The following is an 18,101-nucleotide window of genomic DNA, read 5'->3' as shown; positions in this document are numbered from 1 at the left end:
TTTTTCTTAAAAAAGTGCGTTTCAGGTGCAAAAATGTACAGTTGGGAAGAATTTTTTCTTACATGTTCTTCATTTTGTATAATAGATGTGTAAGTTAACTTACAAGAAAAAATAATACAGGAGATTTCATTATGAAAAATACAGAAAAGTTGGAACAATTTAAAGAAGTAACAGAGACAGAATTGCAGGAGATTCGAGGTGGAGATAAAAGACTACCTTACTTTTTTAAACATCTTTTTTCAAATAGGACAAAGTAGTAATATTATAGGGTGATAGGATGAGTTTATTAGGATTTGGAATAGTTATTCTTCATATTTTTATTTTAACAATAAGCTATGAATTAATTTGTAAAGTAACTAAAAAAGAAAGATATTTATTTATAGCTTGTATATTTGTATATCAGTCTGTAGCTGAATTTTTCTTTGACTTTATTTCATTAGCTGGGTTAGGGATTGAAAAGTTTATATTTCCTTTTATTCTATATACTTCTATAGTAGTTTTAAAGAAGTATGATAAGCATAAAGGAATGTTTATCAGTTTACTATTGTCTTTATTATATCATAGTACACATACTTTTTTATCAGTAACCCTATCCTCTATAACAGGTGATGCTTTTGTGATAGAACATGAAGTGATGTTTTATTTAGGAGTACTATTACTAACATATTTTATTATTAAAAAAATTATTACTTATTTCCATTTAGAACTTACTTATTTTGATAAAGATTATCTGTACCCTTTTTTAAAAAAAGTAATAGTTGCTTTCTTTGGTTTGCATATTTTATTGTTTATTTCAGATATAGTAAGTACAACTCATCATTTAAATAGCTTCGGAAGTATTTTATCAACCATTGTTTTTATTTGCTTGTTATTGATTTTCTTTGCAATGAATTCTCACAAGGTTCAAATTGAAAAAGAGATTGCTCTAAAACAAAAGAAATTTGAACAAAAGCATTTACAGACTTATACTGATGAAATTGTGGAGTTGTATAATGAAATTCGAGGTTTTCGTCATGACTATGCAGGGATGCTTGTTAGCATGCAAATGGCGATTGACAGTGGAGATTTACAAGAAATTAACAGGGTTTACAATGAAGTCTTAGTAAAAGCAAATCAGAAATTGAGGTCAGAAAAATATACTTACTTTGATTTAAATAATATAGAAGATTCTGCTTTACGAAGTTTAATTGCTCAATCGATTGTCTATGCACGAAAAAATGATGTAGAGTTTACATTGGAAGTAAAGGATATCATTACTAGACTGTCAATAGATTTACTTGATCTTGTTCGTATCATGAGCATTTTATTAAACAATGCTGTTGAAGGTGCTGCAGATAGTTATTTGAAACAAATGGAAGTTGCAGTCATTAAAATGGATTTTGAAACAGTTATAGTTATCCAGAATTCATGCAAAATCACTATGACGCCTTCAGAGGATTTATTTGCCTTAGGTTTCTCTACCAAGGGAAGAAATAGAGGTCTAGGACTTAATAATGTCAAGGAGATTTTAGATAAGTATGACAACATTATTTTAGAAACAGAGATGGAAGACAACACATTTAGACAAATTATTAGATTTAAGAGGGAATTCGAATGAAAGTATTAATTTTAGAAGATGTTATTGAACATCAAGTGAGACTAGAGAGAATATTGAATGAAATCTCAGAAGAATCGAATATTCCTATTTCATATAAGACAACAGGAAAAGTTCGTGAGTTTAAGGAATATATCGAAAATGATGAAGTAAACCAGCTTTATTTCCTAGATATCGATATTCATGGAATCGAGAAAAAAGGCTTTGAAGTGGCTCAATTTATCCGTCATCACAATCCTTATGCTATTATTGTCTTTATTACTAGTCGATCTGAATTTGCTACCTTAACGTACAAATACCAGGTATCAGCCCTAGATTTTGTTGATAAAGATATTAATGATGAATTGTTCAAAAAACGCATCGAGCAGAGTATTTTTTACACTAAGAGCATGCTGCTTGAAAACGAAGATGTTGTAGACTATTTTGATTACAACTATAAAGGAAATGATTTGAAAATTCCTTACCATGACATTTTGTATATCGAAACTACAGGAGTTTCTCATAAACTTCGGATTATTGGTAAGAATTTTGCAAAAGAATTCTATGGAACTATGACAGATATTCAGGAAAAGGACAAACATACCCAGCGATTTTATTGCTCCCATAAATCTTTCCTTGTCAATGTGGGAAATGTGAGAGAAATTGATCGAAAGAATTTAGAAGTTGTCTTTTATGAAGATCATCGTTGTCCAATTACTCGTTTAAAAGTCCGCAAACTAAAAGATATTCTAGAGAAAAAATCTAAAAAGTGATTGACAATTAGTAAGAAATTGATATAATGGTTATATCTGCTACAGATAGATGGTCCGTTGGTCAAGGGGTTAAGACACCGCCTTTTCACGGCGGTAACACGGGTTCGAATCCCGTACGGACTATTTTATCCGCCATAGCTCAGTTGGTAGTAGCGCATGACTGTTAATCATGATGTCGTAGGTTCGAGTCCTACTGGCGGAGTCAGATAAAAAGAACACCATTGGTGTTCTTTTTTTAGTTGACATCACCTAACATTTTCATAAGGAAGTCTGTCATTTCTTGCGGACTTTCTTTTTTTCCACGAGCAATCCAAGTCTGGCAAACACCAAATAGGGCATTTGTTAGATAAATACTACTGTATTCTAATTCAATTGGAGTGAGTTGTAGTTTCATAAAGCGTTTCTGAAGGTCGGTGCTAAGCATAATGTGAAGCTTATTTCTCAAGAAATTCTGGATTTCTTTTGTCCCATTTTCAGATAAGAGTGCAGCCAAGAGTGGCTCAGACTCTAAATATTCAAATACTTCTAAAATAGCATCTCTTTTGTGATGAGCATGTTTTTGGAAAATATACTCAAAGGTATGAAATAGCTTACTTTGGTAGAGTTCAATCATATCATACTTATCCTTGTAGTGAGTGTAAAAGCTGGAACGACTAATTCCGGCTTTTTCTGCTAACTTGACAGTAGAAATTTGATCAAAGGGCTGGTCCATCAATAATTGAACCATGGCATTTTCGATAATTCGTTTTGTTTTTAAACGTTTGTTACTTTCTTTCATAATTTCTCCTCGTACACAAAAATAGACTATATGTCTAAAAAAGTATTTTTTATCTTGTAATTTAGATTTTTTAATGTATAATCTATTATATCAAAAATTTAGACAATATGTGTAAAAAAGGAGGAAACATGTTTAAAGAATGGAAAGCAATATTTAAAAAACCGACCTTTATCATTGTAATGATAGGGATTTCTCTCATTCCAGCTTTATACAACATTATATTTTTATCGTCCATGTGGGATCCATATGGTCAAGTATCGGAGTTACCTGTGGCAGTTGTCAATAAAGATAAGGAAGCTTCTTATAATGGACAGACAATGACAATTGGTGATGACATGGTGTCTAATTTAAAAGAAAATAAGGCTTTAGATTTTCACTTTGTTAATGAAGAGGAAGGGGAAAAAGGACTAGAAGATGGTGACTACTACATGGTAGTGACTTTACCAAGTGATCTATCTGAAAAAGCTACTTCTATCCTAACGAATCATCCTGAACAGATGCAGATTGATTATCAGACGTCAAGTGGGCATAGCTTTATTGCAAGTAAGATGAGTGATTCTGCAATGACACAATTAAAACAAACCGTCTCTACTAATGTTACTGAAACGTACACTAAGGCTTTATTTCAAAAAATGAATGATTTGAAGTCTGGAATAAATAAGGCAGCTGAAGGAAGTGAACAATTAGCTAATGGAGCCGATCAGTTGGTGACGGGAAGTCAAACATTGACAACAAATCTTAATACTCTAGCTAACTCAAGTGTAACTTTTTCAAATGGAGCGGATCAATTTACAAAAGGCTTATCTAGCTATGTGTCTGCTATAGAGCAATTACATATTGGTTTAGGAACTTTTAATAGTGGTTTACAAAGTTATACAAATGCTGTCTCACAAGTTGACACTGGACTTGGTCAATTAGCTTCAAAAACTCCTGAGTTGGTGACAGGTGTAAATCAGCTAAATACAGGTATAAAGTCTTATACAGGTGGCGTTTCACAACTGGATACAGGTCTCAATCAATTTTCAGTTGGTGTAAATGCTTATACAAATAGTGTGAAAGAACTTTCTAACGGAACAAGTCAATTATCCAATCAATCAGATACACTAAGAGATGGAATGGAGCAATTAAATACTGGTATTAAAGAAATTTCAAGCCAATTAGAGTCCTCATCTCAACAAAATGAAGAAATAGCGCAATTGGCAACAAGCTTAGGAGAACTAAATAAAACACTACAAGCTCTTACAATATCAGATAATACTCAACTGAAAAGTACATTGTCAGAAGCTTTGCCAAATCTAACAACTCTTGCTCAGGATATTGTGACCAAAAGTCAGACAGAACAAGAGAAAACTCTTGCAAACCTTCAATCAACAGCTACTTATCAATCTCTTACAGAGGAACAAAAGAAAGAACTGACAGAAGCTATTTCTAAAAATTCTAATTCTACTATTGAGTCGGCAAAAACAATTTTAATGACAGTAGGAGGATTAAAAGAAAGTATAGAGAATTCAGAACAACAAGTATCTAATCTATCTGATGTGCAGACGAAAGCAAATCAACTCTTACCTGCAGCATCTAGCTCCTTGACAACATTGTCAAATGGATTTACAACATTACAAACTTCTGTAAATAATCAGTTAGTTCCTGGAAGTCAGTCAATTGAAAAAGGTGTTGTAAACTATACTAAAGGACTGGATACTATTTCTATTGGTGCTAATCAACTAAGTGAAAAGAATACAAGTTTAACAACTAGTCTAGATAAATTAGTTTCTGGATTAAGTAAGTTGACAGAAAATACATCAACCTTGACAGCTGGAGTAGATGCGTTAGCTGGAAAAGCTCCAGAATTAGTATCAGGTATAGAAAGTTTGTCATCTGGTTCTGCTCAATTGAACAATAAGAGCCCAGAGCTGATAGCAGGTCTTACTACATTACAATTTGGCTCTGGTCAATTAACAGATAAATCAACACAGTTACTTTCTGCAGCATCTCAACTAGGAAGTGGCGCTATGAAGATTGCAGATGGTGCTGGAAAACTAGCAGATGGTGGAACAACCTTAACCTCTAGTCTTGAAAATTTACAGACAGGAGTTGATTCATTAGGACAAGGATTAGGCAATGCTAATAATCAACTTAAATCAGCTTCGACAGAATCTAAAAATGCAGAAACATTATCTGAACCTCTAGTTCTCTCAAAAACAGACAATGACCAAGTCCCTGTAAATGGGATTGCTATGGCTCCTTATATGATATCAGTTGCTCTTTTTGTTGCTGCTATATCTACCAATATGATTTTTGCTAAGTTGCCTTCTGGACGTCATCCAGAGAGTCGTTGGGCTTGGTTGAAGTCTCGCTCTGAAATAAATGGGATTATAGCTGTCTTAGCAGGTGTTTTAGTTTATGGAGGTGTCCATCTTATTGGATTGACTGCGAACCATGAGATGAGGACCTTGATTCTAATTATAATCACAAGTTTAGCTTTCATGTCTATGGTGACAGCTTTAACAACTTGGAATAGCCGTATTGGAGCTTTCTTCTCTCTTATTTTACTTTTATTACAGTTAGCATCAAGTGCAGGGACCTATCCCCTTGCTTTGACAAATGATTTCTTCAAAGGTGTCAATCCTTGGTTACCAATGAGTTATTCTGTATCAGGCTTACGACAAACAATCTCTATGACAGGAAATATTCATCACCAAGTGATTTTCCTTATTATAACACTAGCTTTCTTTACTGCTTTAGGTATGCTAGCTTATCAACCTAAGAAAATGGAAGAAGATTAAAAAGATTGACCAATTCCTTGGTCAATCTTTTTCTGTCTTAGATAAATTTCGTCTGTGATTATAGATCCCAAAAAGAAGAAGGGCAGTTAGTGAGCAGGCTGCTCCAATAACAAAACCATTGGGGATAAAGGAAAGTGTAATGGTGCCTTTTCCTTTTGGAACATCAACTTTCATAAAACCAGTCTGAGCCTGCTTGATTTCAAGTTTTTTCCCATCTTGGTATGCAGACCAACCTTTGTCATAAGGAATAGTGAAGAAAATAGAGGTATCTTGTTTTACTTCATATGTAGCAAAGACTTTATTTTTAGAGGTGGATACTTCTACAGGTTGTTCTTTAATTTTTTGGATTGCTTCAGTAAGAGCCTGAGTATCTAAACGATAGAAGGTCGGTGATTCAAATGATACTTGAGAATTTCCAGGAAAACTAATACTGATATTGAAAGTTTTTTGTTCTTCAGTATAACCTAAATTAAAGAAATTAAATGCATTGTCAGTTGTAAAAGTCTTTTTTTCACCGTTGACAATGATGTCAACTTTCTTTTGTTTATCATTCGTAAAATGAAGATTTGAAAAAGAGAGATAGACTTGACTATTTTGAGGAACCTCAATTTGATAATCAATCTTTGCATCTTCATTCGCAGAACCTGTGATGCTCGTTAAACCATCTGAATTATCTGTTTTATCATATGCTATTTGGGAGAAGTAATCTAAGTTGAGATTAGCAAGCTGGTTTATAAATAAAGCCTGATTATCTAGAGTGTGATTGTTAAAGTTTACATCTGTGTAAATAGATTGAGTGGCAAAGGCAATGGGTAAAGAGAGTTGATTTTTATATAAGGTTAAATGATCCTTTTGATAAATCTCTTGAAAGCCATACTTATCAAGTGAAGTTTCAGAAATATTGTACTGGATTCCAAATAAACTGTCTGCTAAAAGACTGTTATTTACATAACGGAGATTGAGGTTGGTTCCAGAGGATTTGAATCCCAGTTTATCCAAACTAGTGCTAGCTGAGCGATTTCGTACAGACGAAAATTGAGAGATTCCATTGTAGTTAAATTTCATACTGTCATTTCCAGTCTGAATTTGCAGTTTTTCAGTACGTGTAAATGGATTGTCAATTTGGTTTAGAATGGATTCCATAGCGGTGATATCTCTATTATAGGCGCTACGAGAAGCAAAGGCCCATTCTTTAGCTATTCCTTCCATTTGAGATGAAGCATTTAAGCTTATCTCAACTGTTATAAATAAAGACAAAAGAATTGCAAATAGATTTATAGAGATAAATTTTCTAATGACTGCAAGAAGTAAAAGAGCATAAACTAGTAGAAATTCAAGAGTGAGCAGGATATTCAAATCAGTTAAAAAAGAATAGTGTGATTTAAAATAGACAGTAGCCAAAAATCCTGTTAGTACAAGAAAAAGTGAGACAAATAGATTCCATAGCTTCAGTTCTTTCAGACGATTTAATACTTCTGCTGCAGTATAAATTAACAGAGTGGAAAAAATCCAAGCATAGCGATGCAAAAACATATTTGGGGTATGCATCCCCTGCCAAAATAAATCAAGTGCTTCTATGTAAAAGCTTGTTATTAAAAAAGTAAAGAAAATTGCATAGGTAAGTTTCACGTGAAACTTTATGGATTTTATTGTGAAAAATAGAATGGTCAAAATAAAAGGAAGCAATCCAACAAAAATCATTGGTATAGATCCATATTTAGTTGTATCAAAAGATCCAATGAATTGTTTTGCAAAAATATCCAAATACCAGCTACTATCTGTCTTTAATTTTGTGATGGCAGTCAACTTCTCTCCATGAGTTTGTAAATCAAACAGTGTAGGAAGAGTCATAATCAAACTAGCCATTCCAGCTAAAAAGGAGGTAACAACAAAATCAAGAAAAGATGATTTTCGAGTTTTAAAGTCCCAAGAAATTTGGCAGAGATACCAGAAAATAAGAAACAATACTGTCATATACCCAAAATAATAATTTTGAATAAATAAGATTGACAAACTTGTAAAGTATAGTAGGCGCTTCTTTTGTGTTATAAGTAGGTATAAACCAGTTATAATTAAAGGAATCAAGATAAAAACATCTAACCAGGTTTTTATCTCTAACTGACTAACGGTAAAGCTCATTAGAGCATAGGAAGTAGATAAGGCAAGTTTTAAAAATTTTGGGATATCTTTAAATAATCTAGTCAAACTAAAGAAGGTTGACAGACCAATCAATCCAAATTTTAAGAGAGTGGTCAGATAGACAGCATCTGGCATATTCGACAGATTAAAAAAGTAAACCAGAGGTGAGAGAAAACTACCCAAGTAATAACTAGATAGAGCATAGAAATTCAGTCCGAGGCCACTTGTAAAGGTGTAAAACAAACTACCATTTCCATGTAAAATATTTCGTAAAGCCACATCAAAAATAACGTATTGATGGAAACCGTCTCCTAATAGTGGAGATGCATCGCTATTCCAGTAGATACCTTGAGTTAGGTATACTCCAGTCATAATTACTAAAGGAATGATGAAAGAAACAAAATAGGTCCAATATGTTTTAAAAAATGATTTCATGTTACCTCGTAGAATGATAGAAAACTCAGTTGGTTACCCCAACTGAGTTTTGAAGTCTAATTTAATCTTTCCAAAGTTCTTTAACTTTTGCTTGTACTTCTGCATTTTCTAGGAATTCATCGTAGGTTTCATCAATACGATCAATGACGCCATTCTTAGACAAAACAATGATATGGTTTGCCAAAGTTTGGATAAACTCGTGGTCATGACTGGCAAAGATGATTGATTCTTTAAAGTTTTTCAATCCATCGTTCAAGCTTGAGATAGATTCCAAGTCCAAGTGATTTGTTGGATCATCAAGTACAAGGACATTTGATTTCAAGAGCATGAGTTTTGAAAGCATGACACGTACTTTTTCTCCCCCTGACAAGACGTTTACAGGTTTGTTAACCTCATCTCCAGAAAAGAGCATACGACCGAGGAAACCACGTAGGAAGGTATTGTCATCTTCTTCTTTACTTGCAAATTGACGCAACCAGTCAAGGATTGACTCTCCTCCTGCAAAATCAGCCGAGTTGTCTTTTGGCAAGTAAGAACGGCTAGTAGTAACTCCCCACTTGACAGTTCCTTCATAGTCGATGTCACCCATAATTGCACGAATTAATGCAGTCGTTTGGATGTCATTTTGTCCAATAAGAGCTGTCTTATCACCTGGACGCAAGATGAAACTAATATTGTCTAGGATAGTTTCGCCATCAATCTTTACAGTTAGATTTTCTACTGTCAAGAGATCATTACCAATCTCACGTTCTGCTTTAAAGTTGATAAATGGGTATTTACGACTAGAAGGAACAATCTCTTCTAATTCAATCTTGTCAAGCATTTTTTTACGAGACGTTGCTTGTCTTGACTTAGAAGCGTTGGCAGAGAAGCGAGCAACGAATTCTTGCAATTGCTTAATTTTTTCTTCTGCCTTGGCATTACGGTCTGCTAGCAATTTAGCAGCGAGTTCAGAAGATTCCTTCCAGAAGTCATAGTTTCCGACATAGAGTTTGATTTTTCCAAAGTCAAGGTCGGCCATGTGTGTACATACTTTGTTTAAGAAGTGACGGTCGTGGGATACTACGATAACGGTGTTATCAAAGTCAATCAAGAAGTCTTCTAGCCAAGTAATAGATTGGATGTCCAACCCGTTGGTCGGCTCGTCCAAGAGAAGAACATCTGGTTTACCAAAAAGTGCTTTAGCAAGGAGAACCTTAACTTTTTCACCATTGGCCAATTCGCTCATGTTTTGATAGTGCAATTCTTCTGGAATGTTTAGATTTTGAAGTAATTGGGATGCTTCACTTTCTGCTTCCCAACCTCCAAGTTCAGCAAATTCACCTTCAAGTTCAGCTGCACGAACACCATCTTCATCGGAAAAATCTTCCTTCATGTAAATGGCATCTTTTTCTTTCATGATGTTGTAAAGTTTTTCATTTCCCATAATGACAACATCAATAACTCGCTCATCTTCATAGTCAAAATGATTTTGACGGAGAACAGAGAGACGTTCATCTGGACCAAGAGAGATGTGACCAGTTGTTGGCTCGATATCACCAGCTAAGATTTTTAAGAATGTAGACTTCCCAGCACCATTAGCACCAATCAATCCGTATGTATTTCCTTCTGTAAATTTGATATTGACATCATCAAAAAGTTTGCGATCACTAAAACGTAGTGAAACATCAGATACTGTAAGCAATGTTTTTCTCCTATAATATGTAATACATTTATTCTACTAGAAAAGAGAGAAATATTCAAATTTTTGTTTGTCAATTTTATGTCAATTAAGTTTACAGGTTTATTTACAATGAGTTAGTTGTTTGATTTAAATAATTTTCTGTTATTTTAACAAAAAAATGCTATAATTGAAGAGACCATTTCGAAGGAGAAAAAAATGACGAAACCCATTATTTTAACAGGAGATCGCCCGACAGGAAAACTGCATATTGGACATTATGTTGGGAGTCTTAAAAATAGAGTATTACTGCAGGAAGAAGACAAGTATGAGATGTTTGTTTTTTTGGCGGACCAACAAGCATTGACAGATCACGCCAAAGATCCTCAAACGATTGTAGAATCGATTGGGAATGTTGCCTTAGATTACCTAGCAGTTGGATTAGATCCAAGTAAATCAACCATCTTTATTCAAAGTCAGATTCCAGAGTTAGCTGAACTGTCTATGTACTATATGAATTTGGTGTCACTAGCACGTTTAGAGCGCAATCCTACAGTGAAAACAGAGATCGCTCAGAAAGGGTTTGGAGAAAGTATTCCGACAGGATTTCTGGTTTATCCGATTGCGCAAGCAGCAGATATTACTGCTTTCAAGGCTAATTATGTTCCTGTTGGGACAGATCAGAAACCAATGATTGAGCAAACTCGTGAGATTGTTCGTTCCTTTAATCATGCTTATAATTGTGAGGTCTTGGTGGAGCCGGAAGGTATTTATCCAGAAAATGAGAGAGCAGGGCGTTTGCCAGGTCTAGATGGAAATGCTAAAATGTCTAAATCCCTTAATAATGGTATTTATCTAGCAGATGATGCGGATACGTTGCGTAAAAAAGTCATGAGCATGTATACTGATCCGGATCATATTCGAGTGGAGGATCCAGGTAAGATTGAAGGAAATATGGTTTTCCATTATCTAGATGTGTTTGGTCGTCCAGAAGATGCTCAAGACATTGCAGAGATGAAAGAAAACTATCAACGTGGTGGTCTTGGTGATGTAAAGACGAAACGTTATCTACTTGAAATATTAGAACGCGAACTTGGTCCTATTCGTGAGCGCCGTATTGAATTTGCTAAGGATATGGGAGAAGTGTACAATATGCTTCAAAAAGGTAGTGAGAAAGCGCGTGAGGTTGCGGGGCAAACTTTATCTGAAGTTAAGAAAGCAATGGGACTAAATTATTTTAAATAATGGATAAAATATGAATCGTAAAACTATCTCTTCCATAGGTTCACAGGGATAGTTTTTTTATGATTTCTACCATAAATATAATTGACAAATTTTCATAGAATGGTATGATAGATACAATACAAAAAGAGTCAAGCTCAAAAAGAAAGAAAAGAGGAAACTTCAATGTCTAATTGGGATACTAAATTTTTAAAAAAAGGTTTTACCTTTGATGATGTATTGCTCATTCCAGCAGAAAGTCATGTGTTGCCTAATGATGCAGATTTAACAACAAAATTGGCAGATAATCTGACTTTAAATATCCCAATTATAACAGCCGCCATGGATACAGTCACAGAAAGTCAAATGGCTATTGCTATTGCTCGTGCGGGTGGTCTTGGAGTAATCCATAAAAATATGTCTATTGCGCAACAGGCGGATGAAGTTCGCAAGGTAAAACGTTCTGAAAATGGTGTTATTATTGATCCATTCTTCTTGACTCCAGAACATACCATTGCTGAGGCAGACGAACTGATGGGACGTTACCGTATCAGTGGTGTTCCAGTTGTAGAAACACTTGAAAATCGTAAATTGGTTGGTATTCTAACAAACCGAGATCTTCGCTTTATTTCAGATTACAATCAACCAATCTCAAACCATATGACCAGTGAAAATCTTGTTACTGCTCCTGTGGGTACAGATCTTGCAACAGCTGAACATATTCTTCAAGAACACCGTATTGAAAAACTTCCATTGGTTGACGAAGAAGGTCGTCTTTCTGGCTTGATTACTATTAAGGATATTGAAAAAGTTATTGAGTTTCCAAATGCTGCCAAAGATGAATTTGGTCGTCTTCTAGTTGCTGGTGCGGTGGGTGTCACTTCAGATACATTTGAACGTGCAGAGGCTCTCTTTGAAGCAGGGGCTGACGCAATTGTTATTGATACTGCACATGGTCACTCTGCTGGGGTTCTACGTAAAATTGCTGAAATTCGTGCTCACTTCCCAGATCGCACTTTGATTGCTGGTAATATTGCAACTGCAGAAGGTGCGCGTGCTCTTTATGATGCGGGTGTGGATGTTGTCAAAGTTGGGATTGGACCAGGTTCTATCTGTACTACTCGTGTGATTGCAGGTGTGGGTGTCCCACAAGTGACAGCAATTTATGATGCGGCAGCAGTTGCGCGCGAATATGGAAAAACGATTATTGCTGATGGTGGAATCAAGTATTCTGGAGATATTGTAAAAGCCCTTGCTGCAGGTGGTAATGCAGTTATGCTTGGATCAATGTTTGCTGGAACAGACGAAGCGCCAGGTGAAACGGAAATCTTCCAAGGACGTAAGTTTAAGACTTACCGTGGTATGGGATCAATCGCTGCAATGAAGAAAGGTTCAAGTGACCGTTACTTCCAAGGTTCTGTTAATGAAGCAAACAAACTTGTTCCAGAAGGAATTGAAGGTCGTGTTGCCTATAAAGGAGCAGCAGCTGATATTGTCTTCCAAATGATTGGTGGTATTCGCTCTGGTATGGGTTACTGTGGTGCAGCTAACCTTAAAGAATTACACGACAACGCTCAATTTATTGAAATGTCTGGAGCTGGTCTAAAAGAAAGCCATCCTCATGATGTACAAATCACTAATGAGGCACCAAACTACTCTATGTAAGTAGTAAAAAAGAACTCCTGATTTTCAGGAGTCCTTTTTGTTTACAAAGTTGTCAATGTTGATTTACAGAAATTTTACCATTTTGAATGTTGAAAATACTAAGGTTTTCTGGCAAGTTTTGTAAGTGGTCTAAACTTGTTGTTGTAATAAAGGTTTGGATAGATTGAGAAATGGTTTCTAGTAATTTTAGTTGCCGTGTATTGTCAAGTTCGCTCATAACATCATCAAGCAGTAGTATCGGAGACTCATTGGTAATACTTTCCATTAGCTCAATTTCCGCCAGTTTTATAGAAAGAACAAGGCTACGATGTTGACCTTGGCTTCCAAAACTAGCATCCATACCATTGATATAAAAAGAAATATCATCTCGATGAGGGCCAACTCCAGTATTCTTTTTAAATAAATCTCTGGATCTGCTTTTATCTAAAGCAATTTTAAAGGAACTTGTTAGCTGTTCTTCATTAGTGAAGTTGACAGATGATTGATAAGATATTGACAGTTCTTCTAATTTATTTGAAATTTCTAAGTGTTTTTTTTGGCCAAATTTCTCTAAGTCTTTAATGAATTTTATCCGATGCTTTATAACACGACAACCATAATCTATTAACTGATCATCTAAGACTGACAGAAATGTTTCATCAATCTTTTGGCTGGATTTTAGGTAAGTATTTCTCTGCTTGAGTATATGGTTATAGTTTGACAAGTCTGACAAGTAGATTGGTTTAATTTGTCCCAGTTCGATGTCTATAAACTTTCGACGGACAGAAGGTGCTCCCTTAATTAGCTGGAGATCTTCAGGCGCGAAGAGGACAACATTCATATGTCCAATGTAGTCTGATAGGCGCGCTTGTTTTAAGTGATTGACCTTAGTCACACGCCCTTTTGGTGTTAAATCAATTTCTAGAGGGATAGAGCTTGTTTTTTTCTGTAGCAAGCCAGAAAGATGGAGTTGCTCGTTATCAAAATGAATGAGATTTTTATCTGTACGAGTCCGATGACTACGTGTCAAGGCTAAGAAATAGATTGCCTCTAGAATATTGGTTTTTCCTTGTGCATTTTGACCTAGAAAGACATTTAATTTTGGATTGAAATCAATTTTTGCCTCTTTGTAGTTTCGAAAGGTTTTAATTGTTAAATGTTGGAGCCACATGGTTATCTTCCTGGAAAACGTGGAACTTGTTTGGTTTTAGGTGATGAAGAAGTTTTTTGTTTTTCTTTCTTGACACCTTTATTCATCTCTTTGACAAGTTTAGCAATTCGCTCTTTCTCAATCTTATCTGCTTGATACTCTTCTTGCTCTTTTAAACTTGGTTGTGTCAAGGTGATGTCAATCTTTAAATCAGGAATGTCAATCGTATCTCCAACACGAATTTTTTTCCCACGTCTACTTTCTAACTCACCATTAAAGTAAACTTGATGATCTATTAAAAAGGATTTGATAGCACCACCGCTTTGTATAATTCCAAGTTCTTTTAGGAGGGCTTGGAGCGTAATAAATTCTTCAAATAATTTGTATTCCATAATTCACCTCAATCTTTGGTATTATACCATATTTTCCTTGAAATAGCTGAAGGAAAGTTAGTTGAAATGAAAACGGTTTTACTCTTTAAAGCTATAAAGAGAACAAGAAAAATTTTGATTTTCGTGGTATAATAGAACTCTATATGTAAGGAGGTAAGGTATGGAATTAGTGCCTGGAATTTCAGCACATTTTGTTCAATCCAAAAAGTTTAAAACAAATAAAATCACTATTCGTTTTACTGCTCCCTTATCTCTTGAGACAATAGCAGGACGCATGTTAAGTGCTAGTATGTTGGAGACGGCAAATCAAGCTTATCCCACATCACAAGCATTTCGCAGATACTTGGCAAGTTTATATGGAACAGATATTTCCACAAGTGCTTATCGTAGGGGACAGGCACATATTCTTGACTTAACATTTACTTATGTGAGGGATGATTTTTTAAGCAAAAAGAATGTCTTGACTTCTCGAATTTTGGAATTGGTGAGACAGACTTTATTTGCTCCCTTAGCTCAAGATGGTGCTTTTGAGCCAGCTTTATTTGAAATTGAAAGAAAACAGTTATTGGCTAGTCTAGCTACTGATATGGATGATTCATTTTATTTTGCTCATAAGGAGTTGGATAGCTTGTTCTTCCATGATGAGCGTCTTCAATTGAGATACAGTGATTTACGAAATAGCATTTTAAATGAGTCTCCGAAAAGTGGCTACATGTGCTTTCAAAATACTCTGAAAAATGATCGTATTGATTTCTTTTTCTTAGGTGATTTTAATGAAGTAGAAATTACAGAATCACTGAAGTCATTACCCTTTACAGCTAGAGAGAACGGCGTCACTATCCAGTACCATCAATCTTATTTGAATGTTCTACGAGAAGGAATGTTTCAGAGGAATGTTGGGCAATCTATTTTGGAATTAGGCTATCATTCTCCTGTAAAATATGGTGATGATGAGCATTTGCCCATGCTTGTTATGAATGGTTTGTTGGGTGAATTTGCACATTCGAAACTTTTTACAAATGTTCGTGAAAATGCTGGAATAGCCTATACAGTCTCTAGTCAATTGGATTTGTTTAGTGGTCTGTTAAGGATGTATGCGGGTATTGATAGAGAAAATCGAAATCAGGCTAGAAAATTGATGAATCATCAGTTGCTAGATTTGAAAAAGGGCAACTTTACAGATTTTGAGCTTGAACAAACCAAGGAGATGATTCGACGATCTTTGTTGATGGCTCAAGATAATCAACAGGCCCTAGTTGAAAGAGTCTATTTGAATGCTCTATTGGGGAAATCAAGCTTTGACATTGATCGATTGGTGGCAAAATTAGAGAGTGTTGATAAAGAAGCTGTATGTAAAGCTGCCAATAGTTTGAAGTTACAAGCGATTTACTTTATGGAAGGAGTAGAATGACAAAGGTTACTTTTGAAGAAAAATACTATCCTGCTGTAAAGGAAACAGTCTACAAAACAAAATTGTCAAATGGGTTGACAGTTTCTTTACTCCCTAAGCAAGATTTCAATGAGGTTTATGGGATTGTAACAGTTCAATTTGGTTCTGTAGATGCAACTTATACAAGCTTGGGAAAAGGTTTACGTCATCATCCAGCAGGAATTGCACATTTTCTTGAACATAAATTGTTTGAAAGAGAAAATTCGGAGGATATAATGGCTGCTTTTACTCGATTAGGTGCGGACAGTAATGCCTTTACAAGCTTTACTAAGACCAGCTATCTTTTTTCAACAATTGACCATCTATTAGAGAATTTAGATTTGCTAGATGAGTTAGTCAGAGGTGTTCATTTTACAGAAGAGTCTATTTTGAGGGAACAGGATATTATCCAGCAAGAACGAGAAATGTACCAAGATGATCCAGACTCACGCTTGTTTTTTGCAACATTAGCCAACCTTTATCCTGATACTCCTTTAGCAATAGACATTGTTGGAAGTGAAAAATCAATTTCTGAGATTCAAGTTTCAAATTTAAAAGAGAACTTTACAGAGTTTTACAAACCTGTCAATATGTCACTGTTTTTAGTTGGAAATATTGATGTAAGAGTTGTTGAGGAATACTTTTCGAAAAAGGGAAAGGAAGTTTCAAACCAGTTTATGGTTTCAAAAGAGCAACTCCTTTTGCAGCCTGTGAAGAAAACAGATAGCCTTCGGATGGAAGTTTCTTCACCCAAACTTGCTGTTGCGATTAGAGGTAATGGGCAAATAACAGAAGCTGAGTCTTATCGTTACAATATTTTATTGAAATTACTATTTACGATGATGTTTGGTTGGACTTCTGATCGTTTTCAAAGGTTATATGAGTCTGGGAAGTTAGACGCGTCATTGTCACTTGAGGTTGAAGTCAACAGTCGCTTTCATTTTGTGATATTGACAATGGATACCAAAGAGCCCGTTTCTCTGTCGCATCAATTTCGTAAAGCGATTCGTCAGTTTAGTAGTGATACGGATATTACAGAGGAACATTTAGATCTTGTTAAGAGTGAGATGTTTGGGGAATTTTTCAGTAGTATGAACTCCTTGGAATTTATTGCAACTCAATACGATCTGATGGATTGCGGAGAAACAATTTTTGATTTTCCGAAAATTTTACAGGAAATTACTTTGGAGGATGTTCTAGAAGCTGGACATCGTTTGATTGATAATGGTGATCTAGTTGATTTTACAATCTTTCCAGCTTAAAAGATGACTAATACTAGAAAGAAGGAATGGTACGTATGAGAAAAAAAACAATTGGCGAGGTTCTACGTTTAGCCAGAATTAACCAGGGATTGAGTCTGGAAGAATTACAGGAAAAAACTGAAATTCAGTTGCATTTTCTAGAAGCTATGGAGGCAGATGATTTTGATCAACTTCCTAGTACCTTCTACGCTCGTTCTTTTTTAAGAAAATATGCCTGGGCAGTAGAATTAGATGAAAGAATTGTATTAGATGCCTATGATTCAGGTAGTATGATCACTTATGAAGAGGTAGATGTCGATGAAGAAGACTTGTCTGGTCGCAGACGATCAAATAAGAAAAAAACGTCTTATCTCCCCTTGTTTTATTTCGTTCTATTTGCTTTGTCAATTTTAATTTTTGTCACTTACTATGTTTGGAACTACATCCAAACTCAGCCAAGTCCTTCTTCAGCTAACTATAGTGTTGTGAACTCAACTAGTTCAACAACCTCATCTAGTTCATCTTCTAGTAGTCAGACGTCTAGCTCGTCTTCTACTACGGAATCAACTATTACAGTGTCAGGCGAAGGAAACCGCATTGAAGCTCGGTATAAAACGAGTAAGGAAACCGCTACTGTTCAACTAGCAGTTTCAGATACAACTAGCTGGGTAAGTGTTTCAGGAAGTGAGCTGGAGGGTGGTGTGACACTATCCGCAGACAATAAGAATGCAAAAACAACAGTTTCAACTAAGAATCCCGTTACCATTACTTTAGGTGTAGTGAAGGGAGTTACTGTGACTGTGGACAATCAAACGATTGATACTTCGAAGCTGACAACTCAGACTGGAACTGTAACACTTACATTTACTACAGATTAAGGAAA

Annotated in this window: 14 protein-coding genes and 2 tRNA genes; 11 read left to right on the top strand and 5 right to left on the bottom strand. The window is 35.2% G+C overall.

Features of this window, described 5'->3' with window-relative positions:
• The first annotated feature begins 131 nt into the window (after positions 1–131).
• From comC to O3652_RS05260, 5 genes are all read left to right on the top strand, one after another.
• Complete coding sequence (gene comC / locus O3652_RS05280) at positions 132–257, top strand: competence-stimulating peptide ComC (RefSeq protein WP_125413779.1); 126 nt, start codon at positions 132–134, stop codon at positions 255–257.
• Positions 258–277: 20 nt separating this feature from the next.
• A complete protein-coding gene (gene comD / locus O3652_RS05275) occupies positions 278–1,597 on the top strand; it encodes a competence system sensor histidine kinase ComD (RefSeq protein ID WP_000054555.1) in 1,320 nt (439 codons plus the stop codon).
• Entirely contained in the window at positions 1,594–2,346 is a 753-nt protein-coding gene (gene comE, locus O3652_RS05270; protein WP_000866079.1) for a competence system response regulator transcription factor ComE, read from the top strand. The genes comD and comE overlap by 4 nt, the downstream gene beginning before the upstream one ends.
• Before the next feature lie 51 nt (positions 2,347–2,397).
• A tRNA-Glu gene (locus O3652_RS05265) sits at positions 2,398–2,469 on the top strand.
• A gap of 5 nt (positions 2,470–2,474) precedes the next feature.
• Positions 2,475–2,548: transfer RNA gene (locus O3652_RS05260), tRNA-Asn, on the top strand.
• A gap of 33 nt (positions 2,549–2,581) precedes the next feature.
• Here O3652_RS05260 and O3652_RS05255 read toward each other — a convergent pair.
• On the bottom strand, positions 2,582–3,124 hold the full coding sequence (locus O3652_RS05255) for a TetR/AcrR family transcriptional regulator (protein ID WP_070569601.1): 543 nt from the start codon (positions 3,122–3,124) through the stop codon (positions 2,582–2,584).
• Positions 3,125–3,252: 128 nt separating this feature from the next.
• Between O3652_RS05255 and O3652_RS05250 the strand changes: the two genes are divergently transcribed.
• On the top strand, positions 3,253–5,907 hold the full coding sequence (locus O3652_RS05250) for a YhgE/Pip domain-containing protein (RefSeq protein ID WP_070569599.1): 2,655 nt from the start codon (positions 3,253–3,255) through the stop codon (positions 5,905–5,907).
• A gap of 21 nt (positions 5,908–5,928) precedes the next feature.
• On the opposite strand, the gene O3652_RS05245 is transcribed toward O3652_RS05250, so the two are convergent.
• Entirely contained in the window at positions 5,929–8,481 is a 2,553-nt protein-coding gene (locus O3652_RS05245; protein WP_070569597.1) for a YfhO family protein, read from the bottom strand.
• 61 nt (positions 8,482–8,542) lie between these two features.
• A complete protein-coding gene (locus O3652_RS05240; RefSeq protein ID WP_000958793.1) occupies positions 8,543–10,165 on the bottom strand; it encodes an ATP-binding cassette domain-containing protein in 1,623 nt (540 codons plus the stop codon).
• 195 nt (positions 10,166–10,360) lie between these two features.
• Here O3652_RS05240 and trpS point away from each other — a divergent pair, with 195 nt between their 5' ends.
• Together trpS and guaB are read left to right on the top strand one after the other, a co-directional pair.
• Positions 10,361–11,386 carry a tryptophan--tRNA ligase gene (gene trpS / locus O3652_RS05235; protein WP_125412865.1) on the top strand — a complete coding sequence of 342 codons (1,026 nt, stop codon included), beginning with the start codon at positions 10,361–10,363 and terminating at the stop codon, positions 11,384–11,386.
• A 162-nt stretch (positions 11,387–11,548) separates the two neighbouring features.
• A complete protein-coding gene (guaB, locus tag O3652_RS05230) occupies positions 11,549–13,027 on the top strand; it encodes an IMP dehydrogenase (RefSeq protein WP_125412861.1) in 1,479 nt (492 codons plus the stop codon).
• A 52-nt stretch (positions 13,028–13,079) separates the two neighbouring features.
• Here guaB and recF read toward each other — a convergent pair whose 3' ends face one another.
• Complete coding sequence (gene recF, locus O3652_RS05225) at positions 13,080–14,177, bottom strand: DNA replication/repair protein RecF (RefSeq protein WP_000266687.1); 1,098 nt, start codon at positions 14,175–14,177, stop codon at positions 13,080–13,082.
• Between the two features lie 2 nt (positions 14,178–14,179).
• On the bottom strand, positions 14,180–14,548 hold the full coding sequence (gene yaaA / locus O3652_RS05220; RefSeq protein WP_084944235.1) for a S4 domain-containing protein YaaA: 369 nt from the start codon (positions 14,546–14,548) through the stop codon (positions 14,180–14,182).
• 160 nt (positions 14,549–14,708) lie between these two features.
• On the opposite strand from yaaA, the gene yfmF reads away from it, so the two are divergent.
• From yfmF to rodZ, 3 genes are read left to right on the top strand one after another with little or no spacing between them, the layout of a single operon-like run.
• Positions 14,709–15,959 carry an EF-P 5-aminopentanol modification-associated protein YfmF gene (gene yfmF / locus O3652_RS05215; protein ID WP_125412857.1) on the top strand — a complete coding sequence of 417 codons (1,251 nt, stop codon included), beginning with the start codon at positions 14,709–14,711 and terminating at the stop codon, positions 15,957–15,959.
• On the top strand, positions 15,956–17,239 hold the full coding sequence (yfmH, locus tag O3652_RS05210) for an EF-P 5-aminopentanol modification-associated protein YfmH (protein WP_125412853.1): 1,284 nt from the start codon (positions 15,956–15,958) through the stop codon (positions 17,237–17,239). Before yfmF ends, yfmH begins: the two co-directional genes overlap by 4 nt.
• Positions 17,240–17,274: 35 nt before the next feature.
• The gene (rodZ, locus tag O3652_RS05205) at positions 17,275–18,096 is read left to right on the top strand and encodes a cytoskeleton protein RodZ (RefSeq protein WP_061421566.1); all 822 of its coding nucleotides are present in this window, start codon (positions 17,275–17,277) and stop codon (positions 18,094–18,096) included.
• Positions 18,097–18,101 lie beyond the last annotated feature (5 nt).

Origin of the sequence: Streptococcus sp. 27098_8_23 (assembly GCF_041432195.1) — a bacterium.
Classification (GTDB): domain Bacteria; phylum Bacillota; class Bacilli; order Lactobacillales; family Streptococcaceae; genus Streptococcus.
The sequence above is the reverse complement of the archived record's forward strand: the minus strand, read 5'-3'. Positions and strand labels throughout refer to the sequence as shown.

Bases quoted from the DNA above. Each gene is read 5' to 3' on its own strand.
- comC (WP_125413779.1), top strand. From the start codon at position 132: ATGAAAAATACAGAAAAGTTGGAACAATTTAAAGAAGTAACAGAGACA.
- comD (WP_000054555.1), top strand. From the start codon at position 278: ATGAGTTTATTAGGATTTGGAATAGTTATTCTTCATATTTTTATTTTA.
- comE (WP_000866079.1), top strand. From the start codon at position 1,594: ATGAAAGTATTAATTTTAGAAGATGTTATTGAACATCAAGTGAGACTA.
- O3652_RS05255 (WP_070569601.1), bottom strand. From the start codon at position 3,124: ATGAAAGAAAGTAACAAACGTTTAAAAACAAAACGAATTATCGAAAAT.
- O3652_RS05250 (WP_070569599.1), top strand. From the start codon at position 3,253: ATGTTTAAAGAATGGAAAGCAATATTTAAAAAACCGACCTTTATCATT.
- O3652_RS05245 (WP_070569597.1), bottom strand. From the start codon at position 8,481: ATGAAATCATTTTTTAAAACATATTGGACCTATTTTGTTTCTTTCATC.
- trpS (WP_125412865.1), top strand. From the start codon at position 10,361: ATGACGAAACCCATTATTTTAACAGGAGATCGCCCGACAGGAAAACTG.
- guaB (WP_125412861.1), top strand. From the start codon at position 11,549: ATGTCTAATTGGGATACTAAATTTTTAAAAAAAGGTTTTACCTTTGAT.
- recF (WP_000266687.1), bottom strand. From the start codon at position 14,177: ATGTGGCTCCAACATTTAACAATTAAAACCTTTCGAAACTACAAAGAG.
- yaaA (WP_084944235.1), bottom strand. From the start codon at position 14,548: ATGGAATACAAATTATTTGAAGAATTTATTACGCTCCAAGCCCTCCTA.
- yfmF (WP_125412857.1), top strand. From the start codon at position 14,709: ATGGAATTAGTGCCTGGAATTTCAGCACATTTTGTTCAATCCAAAAAG.
- yfmH (WP_125412853.1), top strand. From the start codon at position 15,956: ATGACAAAGGTTACTTTTGAAGAAAAATACTATCCTGCTGTAAAGGAA.
- rodZ (WP_061421566.1), top strand. From the start codon at position 17,275: ATGAGAAAAAAAACAATTGGCGAGGTTCTACGTTTAGCCAGAATTAAC.